This window comes from Staphylococcus sp. AS1337 (genome assembly GCF_051408735.1).
GTDB classification, from domain to species: Bacteria; Bacillota; Bacilli; order Staphylococcales; family Staphylococcaceae; genus Staphylococcus; species Staphylococcus xylosus_B.
Window position 1 is genome coordinate 56,466 of record NZ_JBOIHZ010000004.1, and the last position, 13,769, is coordinate 70,234.

9 protein-coding genes are annotated in these 13,769 nt (G+C 33.9%); all 9 read right to left on the bottom strand.

Going from position 1 to position 13,769, the window contains the following annotated elements; all coding sequences use genetic code 11:
• Window position 1 precedes the first annotated feature (1 nt).
• On the bottom strand, window positions 2-937 hold the full coding sequence (gene hprK, locus ACSUE0_RS07635; protein ID WP_017722495.1) for an HPr(Ser) kinase/phosphatase: 936 nt from the start codon (window positions 935-937) through the stop codon (window positions 2-4).
• A gap of 301 nt (window positions 938-1,238) precedes the next feature.
• Window positions 1,239-4,073, bottom strand: coding sequence for an excinuclease ABC subunit UvrA (uvrA, locus tag ACSUE0_RS07640; RefSeq protein WP_119613410.1), 2,835 nt, complete (start codon window positions 4,071-4,073; stop codon window positions 1,239-1,241).
• 5 nt (window positions 4,074-4,078) lie between these two features.
• The gene (uvrB, locus tag ACSUE0_RS07645; protein WP_436956846.1) at window positions 4,079-6,061 is read right to left on the bottom strand and encodes an excinuclease ABC subunit UvrB; all 1,983 of its coding nucleotides are present in this window, start codon (window positions 6,059-6,061) and stop codon (window positions 4,079-4,081) included.
• Between the two features lie 321 nt (window positions 6,062-6,382).
• Entirely contained in the window at window positions 6,383-6,613 is a 231-nt protein-coding gene (locus ACSUE0_RS07650; protein WP_107531850.1) for a CsbA family protein, read from the bottom strand.
• 5 nt (window positions 6,614-6,618) lie between these two features.
• On the bottom strand, window positions 6,619-7,260 hold the full coding sequence (locus ACSUE0_RS07655; RefSeq protein ID WP_017722499.1) for a YfbR-like 5'-deoxynucleotidase: 642 nt from the start codon (window positions 7,258-7,260) through the stop codon (window positions 6,619-6,621).
• 318 nt (window positions 7,261-7,578) lie between these two features.
• A complete protein-coding gene (locus ACSUE0_RS07660) occupies window positions 7,579-8,529 on the bottom strand; it encodes a CHAP domain-containing protein (protein ID WP_119613408.1) in 951 nt (316 codons plus the stop codon).
• A 472-nt stretch (window positions 8,530-9,001) separates the two neighbouring features.
• A protein-coding gene (gene prfB, locus ACSUE0_RS07665) for a peptide chain release factor 2 (protein WP_436956848.1) occupies window positions 9,002-10,118 on the bottom strand; the annotation gives its coding sequence in 2 pieces (ribosomal slippage) (window positions 9,002-10,045 and window positions 10,047-10,118; 1,116 coding nt in all).
• A gap of 212 nt (window positions 10,119-10,330) precedes the next feature.
• Window positions 10,331-12,862 (bottom strand): preprotein translocase subunit SecA, encoded by a 2,532-nt coding sequence (gene secA / locus ACSUE0_RS07670; RefSeq protein ID WP_119613406.1) that lies wholly within the window; start codon window positions 12,860-12,862, stop codon window positions 10,331-10,333.
• A 286-nt stretch (window positions 12,863-13,148) separates the two neighbouring features.
• Window positions 13,149-13,715, bottom strand: coding sequence for a ribosome hibernation-promoting factor, HPF/YfiA family (gene hpf / locus ACSUE0_RS07675; protein WP_119613405.1), 567 nt, complete (start codon window positions 13,713-13,715; stop codon window positions 13,149-13,151).
• Between the last annotated feature and the right edge of the window lie 54 nt (window positions 13,716-13,769).

Genomic DNA, 13,769 nt, shown 5'->3' on the forward strand with positions numbered 1-13,769 from the left:
CTTATTTCTCCTCACCATTATTACCATTACGCAAAATTTCTGCGTTTAAACGATCGTTAAATTCTTCAGCTGTATTAATCCCCATAATGTTTAGTCTATAATTCATTGCTGCTACTTCAATGATTACTGCTACGTTACGGCCAGGTCTAACTGGTATAGTTTTCTTCGTAATCTCTGTATCTAAAATGCGTAATGTTTCTTCATTTAATCCTACACGATCGTATAATTTCTCTTTGTGCCAGTTTTCTAAATGAATATTCAAGCGCAATCGTTTTTCTGTCAAAATCGATCCAGCACCGAATAAAGTCATAACATTGATAATACCCAAACCTCTAATTTCTAGTAGATGTTCTATTAATTTGGGTGCTCTACCAATTAATTCATCTTTACTTATTTCTCTAATTTCAACGTTATCGTCTGCTACAAGTCTATGGCCTCTTTTAATTAATTCTAAGGCTGTTTCACTTTTACCAATACCAGAATCACCAGTTATTAGTACACCTACACCATACACATCCACAAGTACACCGTGGAGTGACGTTGTCCTAGCTAGTTCATGTTCTAAAAACGTAGTCAATCGGCTCATTAACTGTGTAGTCGCAATTGTAGAAGTTATTAAAGGTGTTTCATGTTCTTTAGCAGCTTCAATCAATTCTTCTGGTGGTTCTAAGTCTCTCGTGACAATAATTGCCGGTGTTTCAGGTCGGCATAATTTTCTCATGCGTCCTTTACGTTCTTCATCTGGCAATAAATTATAAAAAGATAATTCCGTAGTACCTAATAATTGGATACGGTCTGAAGCATAGTGAGAAAAATACCCCGCCATTTCCAATCCAGGTCTCGAAATATCAGTGTTTTTAATTTGCTTATTTAGCCCTTCTTCGCCTGCAATCATCTCAAGTTCGAAGCGTTCTACTAAACTTTTTGTAGTTAACATTGGTTCACCTCTATCAATATTTCTTCGACTTTTATAGTATAGTTATTATCATATCAAAAAGAATTGATAATCCATATTAAAAAGTGTAGAAGATTAATAATTAATTAATCTCTTTAATTACATCACTGCCTAATTAATTATAAACGATATTTTCAATTTATAGTTCATTCATCCAACAATTATGTATTTTTTACAGTAAAACAAAAAGAAAGACTCCTTATAAGTAACATCGTGTTATTTATAGGGAGTCTATTTTTATATTGTTTAATAAAGTTCGTTGGTCTATGATGAATCGTGATTTTTATTTAACTGTATCACGTGCTAATACCGGCTTTAAATATCGACCTGTATAACTTTCTTCAACTTCTGTAATTGCTTCAGGCGTACCAGTTGCAACGAGTGTGCCACCACCATCGCCACCTTCAGGTCCTAAGTCTATGATATGGTCGGCCATTTTAATCACATCTAGATTATGTTCAATAATAACTACAGTGTCACCATTTTCTACAAGTGTATTTAACACTTTTAACAAACGACTAATATCGTCAACATGTAAACCAGTAGTAGGCTCATCCAATATATAAATTGATCGACCTGTAGATCGTTTATGCAATTCTGAAGCAAGTTTTACACGTTGCGCTTCACCACCGGATAAAGTAGTAGCAGGCTGACCTAAAGTTACATAACCTAAACCAACATCTACTAGCGTTTTCAATTTACGATGAATTTTAGGTACGTTTTCAAAGAACGTCGTAGCTTCTTCAGCCGTCATCGCTAATATATCAGCAATATTTTTTCCTTTGTAGGTCACTTCTAATGTTTCGCGGTTATATCTAGTGCCACCACAAACTTCACAAGGTACATACACATCAGGTAAGAAATGCATCTCTATTTTTATAATTCCGTCGCCCTTACACGCTTCACAACGGCCGCCTTTAACGTTGAAACTGAAACGACCTTTCGTATAACCTCTAACTTTCGCTTCATTGGTCTGTGCAAAGATATCTCGTATATTATCAAAAACCCCTGTATACGTAGCTGGATTAGATCTTGGTGTTCGACCAATTGGAGATTGATCAATATCAATAATACGATCTAATTGGTCTATACCTTGAATTTCATCGTAATCACCAGGTTTTATTTTAGATTTATTAATATGTTTTGCTAATGATTTGTAAAGTACTTCATTCACTAACGTACTTTTACCAGAACCAGAAACACCTGTGACAACAGTCATTGTTGAAAGTGGGAAATCAACATTTATGTCTTTCAAATTATTACTTCTCGCACCTTTCACGCTAATTTTGCGATCTGTAATCTGCCTACGTGACTCTGGTACTTCAATACGTTTTTGACCACTTAAATATTGGCCCGTTAATGATTTCTTATTATTCATTACCTGTTTCGGTGTACCACTTGCAACGATTTCTCCACCATGTTCACCGGCTCCTGGACCAACATCAACTAAAAAGTCTGCTGCGCGCATTGTATCGTCATCATGTTCAACAACGATTAAGGTATTACCTAAATCACGCATTTCCTTTAACGTATTAATTAATCGATCGTTATCTCGTTGATGCAAACCGATAGAAGGTTCATCTAAGACATAAAGTACTCCTGAAAGTCTTGAACCAATCTGAGTTGCAAGGCGAATACGTTGTGCCTCTCCACCAGATAATGAACCAGAGGCGCGATTTAATGTTAAATATTCTAGTCCAACATTATATAAGAATTCTAATCTTGAATTGATTTCTTTTAAGATTTGGTTAGCAATTTTTCTATCTTGTTCAGATAACTCTATATGTTCATAACTATACAACGCTTCTTTAATGGATTGTTCAACGACATCGCCAATATTTTTTCCTGCAATATAAACAGATAGTGCTTCACGACTTAAACGTTTACCATGACAAGTTTCACATGGCAATTCAGTCATGTATTTACTCATCATTTCTCTTACCAATTCAGATGGAGAATCATGATATCTTCTATTTATATTATTGATTACACCTTCAAACTCCATTGTACGTTTGCGCGTTTGTCCATTACGTTGTGTAAATGTAAATTCAATCTCTTTGCCATTTGAACCATATAAGATGATATCTTTTTGCCGATCTGTAAGCTTTTTAAAAGGTTTATCCATATTTATTTTAAACACTTCACAAACACGATTTAATAATGTTGGATAATAATCAGAACTAGATGATTCCCAAGCAACAATAGCGCCTTCATTTAACGTTTTATTAGCATCAGGAACCACTAAATCTAAATCAACTGTAAGTTTTTGACCTAAGCCGTCACAGGTCGGGCAAGCACCAAATGGACTGTTGAAACTAAACATGCGTGGTTCTAACTCTCCAATTGAGAAACCACAAATTGGACAAGCATGATTTTCAGAGAATTTTAATTCTTCGCCATCAATGATATCAACAATTAGGCTACCTTCAGAAAGTTGCAATGCTGTTTCGATAGAGTCTGCCAAACGTGATTCAATACCCTCTTTAACAACTAAACGGTCGATGACTACTTCGATAGTGTGGTTTTTATTTTTATCTAATGCAGGTACTTCATTTACATCAGTTATTTCACCATCTACTCTTACACGCACATAACCTTTTTTACTAATATCATCTATTAACTTCTCTTGGGCGCCTTTTCTATGTGTAATTACTGGCGCGAGGATTTGAATCTTAGTACGTTCCTCTAACTTCATGACTTGATCGACCATTTGTTGTACTGTTTGTGACTCTATTTCAATGCCATGATTAGGGCAAAATGGTTTCCCTATACGTGCATAAAGCAATCTAATATAATCGTAAATTTCAGTTACAGTCGCAACAGTAGATCTTGGATTTTTGCTCGTTGTTTTTTGATCTATTGAAATAGCTGGAGATAAGCCTTCTATCGTGTCTACATCTGGCTTATCCATTTGACCTAAAAATTGTCTCGCATATGCACTTAATGATTCCACATATCTACGTTGTCCTTCAGCATATATTGTATCAAATGCTAAAGATGATTTACCTGAACCTGAAAGTCCAGTCATAACTATAAGTTTATCTTTAGGTATTTCTATATCAACATCTTTTAAATTATGGGCACGTGCCCCTTTTACTACAATGGATGGTTGCTTCATTTGTGTCACCCTTCTGCTTTTAATTCAAATAACATATCCCTAAGCTCTGTAGCTTTTTCGAAATCTAAATCTTTCGCCGCTTTCTTCATTTCTTTTTCTATATTTGCAATTGTCTTTTCGCGCTCTTTTTTCGTCATTTTCTTAGGAACTTCCGTTTGTTGTTGATCATTAGTTTCATCGTTATCAACAGTAGCACTAATCACATCATGTATTTTCTTATTAATAGTCATAGGAGTAATGTTATGTTTTTCATTATATGCTTCTTGAATTGTACGACGTCTTTCCGTTTCGTCCAACGCATAACGCATAGAATCAGTAATCTTATCCCCATACATAATAACTTCACCACGACTATTACGTGCAGCACGTCCAATCGTTTGAACAAGTGATCTTTGTGAACGCAAGAACCCTTCTTTATCTGCATCTAATATCACTACGAGAGACACTTCTGGTATATCAATACCCTCTCTTAATAAATTAATTCCGACTATGACATCATATGTGCCCATTCTCAAGTCGCGAATAATTTCAATTCGTTCTAGTGTTTTAATTTCTGAGTGTAAATAATTTACTTTTACTCCCGCTTCTTTCAAATAAGTAGTTAAATCTTCACTCATTTTTTTAGTTAAAGTAGTTACTAGTACTCGTTCATTTCGATCAATACGGTCTTGAATTTCTCCAATTAAATCATCAATTTGATTTTCAGTTGGTCGAACTTCAATCTTAGGATCCAATAAACCTGTCGGTCGGATAATTTGCTGTACCATCTCATCTGTATGTTCTAATTCGAATGGACCTGGTGTAGCAGATACATAAACTAATTGTTTAGTCTTTTCTTCAAATTCTTCAAATTTTAGCGGTCTATTATCTAAAGCGCTTGGCAAACGGAAACCATGGTCTACTAGTACTTGTTTACGAGCACGATCACCATTATACATCCCTCTAATTTGCGGTAATGTAACATGTGATTCATCAATCATTACTAACCAATCATCACCAAAATAATCTAGAAGCGTATAAGGTGTTGAACCTGTTGGTCGTAAAGTTAGATGAACGGAATAGTTTTCTATACCTGAACAAAAGCCCATTTCTCGCATCATCTCTAAGTCATAGTTCGTACGTTGTTCTAAACGTTGTGCTTCTAGCAATTTGTTTTCTGAACGTAATTCAGTCAAACGTGCTTCTAATTCATTTTCAATTCTTTGGATTGCTAATTTCATTTTTTCTTCACGCGTTACGAAGTGTGAGGCTGGGAATATCGCAAAATGATCTCGTTCTCTTAATACTTCGCCTGTCAAGTAGTTAACTTCACGAATACGATCTATTTCATCACCAAAGAATTCTACTCTTATGCACATTTCTTCTCTTGAGGCTGGAAAGATTTCTACTACATCACCTCTAACGCGAAACGTACCACGTCTAAAATCAATATCATTTCTTGTATATTGCACGTCAACCAATTTTTTCAGTAATTCACTTCTGTCCATTTGCATGCCAACACGAACACTTACGACTAAATCACGATATTCTTCTGGATTACCCAAGCCATATATACAGCTGACACTAGCTATGATAATAACATCATCTCTTTCAAATAATGCGCTAGTTGCTGAATGTCGTAATTGATCTATTTCATCATTAATAGAAGCATCTTTTTCTATAAAAGTATCAGTCGATGGCACATAAGCTTCTGGTTGATAATAATCATAATAGCTGACAAAATATTCCACTCTGTTTTCAGGGAAAAACTCTTTAAATTCGCTATATAACTGTCCTGCTAGTGTTTTATTATGTGCGATAATCAACGTAGGTTTACCCACTTGTTTAATAACGTTACTCATTGTAAAAGTTTTACCTGTTCCTGTAGCCCCAAGTAACGTTTGATGTCTTTTTCCTTCATTGACACCATTCACAATTTTTTTAATGGCTTCTGGTTGATCGCCTTGAGGCTCAAAATCAGAATGCAGTTTAAACGGATAATGTTCCATATTATAACCCCTACTTCCTATATCATTTCTAACGCTTAGAACCTATTTTAAATCTTTTTATTAGGCTATATACATTGTTTTTTGGCGTAATATTTTTCCGAAGGTGCTTATACTCGTTACATATTTTAACAGATTAACAAACACAAAAGCAAACATTTGTTCGTTTTAATTAATCTTGTTCTATATAAATAAAAAACAAACATAGTCACTCTACCATGTTTGCATAAATTTGCATTATAACCATGTTCTTAATTATCTCAAGTCATATAATTATAAAGCGCTTATTAAATTATAGCAATTAGGTTGCTCAATACTTACTTTTCAATCGTCTTCTTTTTTGTGCAATTCTAATTGATCAATAATGAGATATCCTGCCAACATAGACACTACATCTATAAAAATAATCCATTCACTATGGAAGAATCCTTTTTGTACAGAGGCACCAATAATAACTAATGTCAGGATTGTTCCTACCCATTTATTTCTCGTTAATACACTAAATAACACAACAAATATACAAGGAAAAAAGGCCGCAAGCGCATACCAAATCATTCAATTCACCCGTTCCTATTATTTAAAATAGCCATGGTTGTTTCTCGTAATTCAGATTTTGGAATGAACTTTTCCGTCAACATTTCAGGAATAATATTTTCTATAAAATCTTGAACTGAGCTAAGGTGATCAAATTGCATTATTGTCTCTAACGACATTTCATATATTTCAAAGAATAGTTGTTCTGGGTTACGTTTTTGAATTTCTCCAAATGTTTCATATAATAAATCTATTTTATCAGCTACTGAAAGTAATTGACCTTCTAACGAATCGTCCTTACCTTCTTGTAGTCTTTCTCTATAGATATCTTGATATGGTTCTGGAATCTCTTCATTTATAAAATGATCTACCATTTCCTCTTCTACTTGTGAGAATAATTTCTTTAATTCTCCGCTAGCATACTTTACAGGCGTTTTAATATCTCCTGTGAATATTTCCGCGAAATCATGGTTTAATGCCTTTTCATATAAGCTTTTCCAATCCACTTCATTCCCATGATACTCTTCAACTGTACCTAAATATTGAGCTATTTTAGTCACCTTGAATGAGTGGGCAGCGACGTTATGCTCGAAATACTTAAATTTACCTGGCAATCTAATTAATTTTTCTAAATCAGATAAGCGTTTAAAATATTGATGTACTCCCATGACATCGCCTCCTAGTTTATTTAATGAATCATTATACTTGTTTTTATAATATCACTCAACAAATAAAATGTCTTACCAATATCCTTAAAAATAATTATTTATTTGTATTTATAAACATACTACTTTAATTAATATAACGAGAGAGTGGAACAGCGAAATCATATTACTCTACAATGATTTCGTCGCCCCACTCCCATGAACATAGCTTTCAGTTTAGTTAGTCATTTCTTCTACGTTAATTTACGATTTCACTTATTATCTTATAAAATAAGATATCAACATATTTGTTCTAAATCAAACTGAAAACTCTAGTATTAATTAGTGAATATAATTGTATTGTCCTGTGTTGTGTACTGTTCTATAAGATTTTTGCCCTACTCCTTGCCAGTTCATTTCTGACACAAGAATTGATCCATCTGAATTTTTGCGTTCCACTATACCTACATGACCATAGTTACCAGCATTACTTTGGAAAATAGCTCCAACTTCTGGCGTGTGATTTACTTGATAGCCATTTTGACGAGCTGCTGAAGCCCAATTATTCGCATTTCCCCATAAATTACCAACAGATTTTCCTAATTGTTGACGTCTATCGAAAGCGTAATATGTACACTGTCCCCATGTGTAATAGTTATTGTCATTTGAAGTTTGTTGGACTGGTCTATAGTGTTCTTTAGATTCCACATTACTATCAACATGCATTTGTTGATTGTTTTCAGCTACATCTTGTGCGTTAACATTTGGCCATGTTTGTGGTGCAATAGATGTCACATTTGTTGATGTTGTAGTATGATTTGGCGTTGATTGTTCATTAATTGCTTCATTGTAATTACCGTCTGAAGTATTACTTTGCCCTTCGATTTGCTCGTTAAACATTTGTTGTATTTGATTGTTTAAATGTGCTGAACCTTTTTCAGAAACTGCGATAAGTTGACCAGGATATATCATTTCTCCTAAATTTGGGTTCAACTGATTAAGTTGTTCAACTGTCAGTTGATATGCAGTTGCGATACTTTGAATTGAATCCCCAACTTTTACTTCTACAATATCATTATCTGGAAGTACTAATCTTTCTCCTGCTTGAACATACTCTCTATCATTTATTTGATTTAAATTTTGAATTTCAGTAGTTGTTGTTGCAAATGCTTGAGCTATATCTGTTAATTTAGCATTTTCCTTCACTGTATGGATTTGGTCTGCTGATGCTATACCATTTATACCAAAAAACATTGCTGCCGTTGTTATAGAAAATGTTAAGCCTTTCTTCATTACATATTTCATCCTTTGCTATCTTAATTTTAATCAAGAATAATATAGCACATAACTCTTAGACATTTGTCTTTGTTATTATACTGTAATACAACAGTCAACTTTCAATTTTAACGAACTCTTTTATATCATTTAAAATACGTCCAATCCTTTGATAAAACTAAATTTAAATAAAGATTATCATTCTGCGAGTAACAGACTATGTAACATTAAAAAATGTATTTTACATCCAATAATTAATATTTTAAAATCATTAAAAATATATAATCTTATATTTATATTCTATTCAAATTATAGACCACCTCTTTATTCGTTGAAATTCACATGCCCGTTATTTGCATTTAGTGTAAAACTTCAAAAATAAGGGATGAGATAGCGCTCAACACTTTAAAATTGATTGCTATCTCATCCCCACATATATATCAAACTTTAGCTTGCTATTTTACATCATCTATTTTAGTATCATTCATACCTATTTTTCACTATGGTCCATCTGGCTACGTAAATATGCTTCTATAAATGAATTAATACCTCCATCCATTACCGCATCGACCTTGCCAGTTTCAGCATTAGTACGATGATCTTTGACCATGGCATACGGGTGGAATACATAAGATCTGATTTGACTCCCCCATCCTATGTCTTTTTGTTCTCCTCTAATTTCTGCCATTTCCTGTTCTTGTTCTTCGATTTTTAATTGATATAACTTAGATTTCAAAGTCTTCATGGCAGCTTCTCTGTTTTTAATTTGAGAACGTTCGTTTTGGTTATTTACAACGATGCCAGTTGGATGGTGAGTGATTCGAATGGCTGATTCTGTTTTATTGATGTGTTGTCCACCTGCACCCGATGCTCTAAAAGTATCAATTGTAATATCGTCTTGATTAACTTCAATTTCTATTTCGGTATTATTAAATTGTGGGATTACATCACATGATGCAAATGATGTATGTCTACGTCCCGAAGAATCAAATGGAGAAATTCGAACAAGACGGTGCACTCCCTTTTCAGCTTTCAAATAGCCATAAGCATTATGACCTTTTACGATTATCGTTACACTTTTAACTCCAGCTTCGTCTCCTGGTAAATAGTCAGCAATTTCTACCTTAAAGCCTTTTTGCTCACAGTAACGCTGGTACATTCTCAATAACATGTTAGTCCAATCTTGTGACTCAGTACCACCTGCACCTGGATGTAACTCCATAATTGCATCGTTCGCATCATATGGACCATCTAACAATAATTGTAATTCGAAGTTGTCTAACTGACTTTCAAACGTATGAACTTCTTGCTCCAATTCTTGCTTCATTGTGTCATCGTTTTCTTCTAATAATAACGCTCTTGTCGTATCCATGTCTTCCAGAGTTGATTCAAGTGATCTATAAGCATTCACAATTGATTTTAAAGCATTGTTCTTATCAATTATCTCTTGTGCTTTATCTTGGTCATCCCAAAAAGTAGGATCTGTCATCATCTCTTCGAATTCTTTAATATTAGTCTCTTTTTCTTCTAAGTCAAAGAGACCCCCTAAGTTGTTCTAATCTTTCTCTATAAGCATCAATATTTCGTTTAATTTCTGATAATTCCATTTTGCATCTCTCCTATTATCATTTAAATGAAGTACTTACACAACATACTTATTTATTTTATCCAATATCACTATTCTACAGAACTCAGTGTTAACATTTCAACTTTACCCATAATCTCCTCCATGTGACTTGTAATGTTATAAAACAAAAATAAAACCGGAAGTTAATGATACGACTATCAATGCTCCCGGTTTAATTTATAATCACATGTGTTACGCACCGTGACAGTTTTTATATTTCTTACCGCTACCACAAGGGCAAGGGTCATTTCTACCAATATGTTCGTCTTTAACATATGGTGATGATTTAACTTTTTCTTTACCATCTTCTGCAGAAACGTGCTCAGCTTTACCAAAGTCTGTAGCTTTATCTCTTTCTACATCATCTTCGACTGAAACAACTGATTTAAGAATATATTTACTTACGTCCTCTTCAATGTTTTCCATCATTGCATCAAACAATTGATGACCTTCATTTTGATAATCACGCAACGGATTTTGTTGACCATAAGAACGTAAATGTATACCTTGTCTAAGTTGATCCATTGTGTCAATATGGTCAGTCCAATGTGTATCAATAGAGCGAAGTAGAATCATACGTTCAAATTCGTCAAATTGCGTACCAATCTTTTCTTTTTGGTCTTTTAACGCTACTTCAACTTTATTCCAAACAATTTCAACTATGTCTTCTTTATCTTTCCCTTTAATATCTGCAACTTTTAAGTCGCCTTCATTTAAAAATACATCATCGACATAATTAATGAACGGTTCATAATCAGGTTCGTCTACTTCTTCATTCACATGATAGTGAACACTTCTTTCTAATGTTGAATGAAGCATTTGATTGACTAGATCACCACTTGTATCACTATCGATAATATTATTACGTTCATTATAAATGATTTCACGTTGCTTACGTAATACATCATCATATTCAAGAACACGTTTACGCGCATCGAAGTTATTACCCTCAACACGTTTTTGTGCAGATTCCACTGCACGTGAAACCATTTTAGACTCAATTGGTGTAGAGTCATCCATACCTAAACGATTCATCATATTTTGTAAACGCTCTGAGCCGAAACGTACCATCAATTCATCTTGAAGCGATAAATAGAAGCGGCTATCACCTTTGTCACCTTGACGACCAGAACGACCACGTAATTGGTCATCGATACGACGAGATTCATGTCTTTCCGTACCAATAACTGCGAGTCCACCTATTTCTTCAACGCCTTCACCCAGTTTGATATCTGTACCACGACCCGCCATATTCGTAGCAATCGTAACAGCGCCACGTTGACCGGCATTGGCAACAATATCTGCCTCACGTTCGTGATTTTTAGCATTTAATACGTCATGACGTACGCCATTTTTCTTCAACAAGTTAGAAATATATTCACTGGTTTCCACTGCAACGGTACCTAAAAGTACAGGCTGACCTTGCTTATATTTTTCAATTACATCTGCAACTACTGCATCGAACTTACCTTTTTGGCTAATATATATCAAATCAGGTTTATCTATACGTTGTATCGGTTTATTCGTAGGAATTTGAGTTACAGTCATGTTGTATATATTTCTAAACTCTTCTTCTTCTGTTTTTGCAGTACCCGTCATACCCGATAATTTATTATACATTCTGAAATAGTTTTGGAATGTAATAGATGCCATTGTCTTAGATTCATTTTGAATTTTAACGCCTTCTTTGGCTTCAATAGCTTGGTGTAACCCTTCAGAGAATCGACGGCCTGGCATTGTACGACCTGTGAATTGATCGACAATAAGCACTTCACCGTCATTGACCATGTAGTCTACATCTCGTTGTAGTGTTACATGAGCTCGTAATGCAGTATTAATGTGACTAATAATATCAACGTTTTTCACATCATACAGGTTATCAATTTTAAACATACGTTCTGCTTTATCGATACCTTGTTCTGTTAATTGAACTGCTTTTGTTTTCTCATCGAAATTATAGTCATCTTCACTTTTTAGCATTTTTGCGAAAACATTTGCTTGTGTATAAAGAGAAGTAGATTTCTCTGCTTCACCCGAAATTATTAATGGTGTACGTGCTTCATCGATTAAAATAGAGTCAACTTCATCAATAATAGCAAAGTTTAATGGTCTCATAACTCGCTCTTCTGCATAGTTCACCATGTTATCACGCAAGTAGTCAAAACCTAGCTCATTATTTGTACAATAAGTAATATCACATGCATAAGCTTCTCTTTTTTCATTTGTTGTTTTACTGTTTAAATTTAAACCAACAGATAGGCCAAGAAACTCGTATAACTCAGCCATTTCCTGGCTTTGAACACTAGATAAGTATTCATTGACCGTAATAACGTGTACGCCACGTCCTGTTAAAGCATTTAGATAAACTGGCATCGTTGCTGTTAATGTTTTACCTTCACCAGTTCTCATTTCTGAAATATCGCCACCATGAATTGCGATACCGCCCATAACTTGTACTTTATACGGACTCATATTGAATACACGTTTTGCCCCTTCTCGTACGATTGCAAAAGCTTCTGGTAAAATATCATCTAATATTTTATTTTGTTTTTTTATATCTTCTTCAGCTTGTAATTGTTCTTGAAATGCTTTTGTTTTCCCTTTAATTTCTTCATCAGTTAATATCGACATATCCTCTTCTAATGCAAGAACTTTGTCGGCTAATTTACCAAGGCGTTTTATTTCTTTTTTATTGCCATCTGCAATTTTTGATAAAAAACCCATTTTGTTCGCTCCTTTAGCTTAATAACTCTTAGCTTACAACAACTTATATTATCATTAATAAGCTTAAATTTACACTTATTGATTTCAGTATATTTATTAATTCTGATATCAAACATAAACTTTAGTTATTTTTTAATTCGTCTTTGAAACCTTCTTCACTAAAAATATACACAAATACATGTACAACTTTCAAATTATTTTATAGTAACATAGCAAAAAATGAGCGTCCACGATTTAACATAATCATGAACGCTACTGTTATCTAATATGAAACTAAATCAAAATGTTATTCAGTTGTTTCAATCAGTCCATATTTGCCATCTTTTCTTTTATAAACAATGCTTGTTCCATCTGTTTCTCGATCTGTAAAAATGAAGAAATCATGCCCTAATAAATCCATTTGCAATACTGCTTCCTCTGAATCCATAGGTTTCAAGCTGAAATTTTTAGCACGAATGATTTCGATTTCATTTTCAGAATCGTCATTTTGAATTTCTACTGCTTCATTTTCTTCTGGTAGTGATGCAAATGCTTCTTGCTCACCACGATTTCTATTTCTACGATTTACACGTGTTTTGTATTTTCTAACTTGTCTTTCAAGTTTGCTATTAATTAGGTCAACGCCTGCATACAAATCATCGTTACTTTCTTCAGCTCGTAATGTAACGTTTTTCAATGGAATAGTTACTTCTATTTTAGTAGCTGAGTTATGGTATGTTTTTACTTTAACGTGTGCAGTTGCATTTGGAACATCGTTAAAATAACGTTCAAGTTTACCAATTTTCTCCTCAATATAGTTGCGAATCGCATCAGTAATAGTGAGGTTCTCCCCGTGAATTTCAAATCTGATCATAATAATCGACTCCTTTAAAACCTCTATATTGGTAATATTGCTTACTCTTATAAT

Coding starts and splice junctions, on each gene's coding strand:
- hprK (WP_017722495.1), bottom strand. CDS start 937: ATGTTAACTACAAAAAGTTTAGTAGAACGCTTCGAACTTGAGATGATT.
- uvrA (WP_119613410.1), bottom strand. CDS start 4,073: ATGAAGCAACCATCCATTGTAGTAAAAGGGGCACGTGCCCATAATTTA.
- uvrB (WP_436956846.1), bottom strand. CDS start 6,061: ATGGAACATTATCCGTTTAAACTGCATTCTGATTTTGAGCCTCAAGGC.
- ACSUE0_RS07650 (WP_107531850.1), bottom strand. CDS start 6,613: ATGATTTGGTATGCGCTTGCGGCCTTTTTTCCTTGTATATTTGTTGTG.
- ACSUE0_RS07655 (WP_017722499.1), bottom strand. CDS start 7,260: ATGGGAGTACATCAATATTTTAAACGCTTATCTGATTTAGAAAAATTA.
- ACSUE0_RS07660 (WP_119613408.1), bottom strand. CDS start 8,529: ATGAAGAAAGGCTTAACATTTTCTATAACAACGGCAGCAATGTTTTTT.
- secA (WP_119613406.1), bottom strand. CDS start 12,862: ATGGGTTTTTTATCAAAAATTGCAGATGGCAATAAAAAAGAAATAAAA.
- hpf (WP_119613405.1), bottom strand. CDS start 13,715: ATGATCAGATTTGAAATTCACGGGGAGAACCTCACTATTACTGATGCG.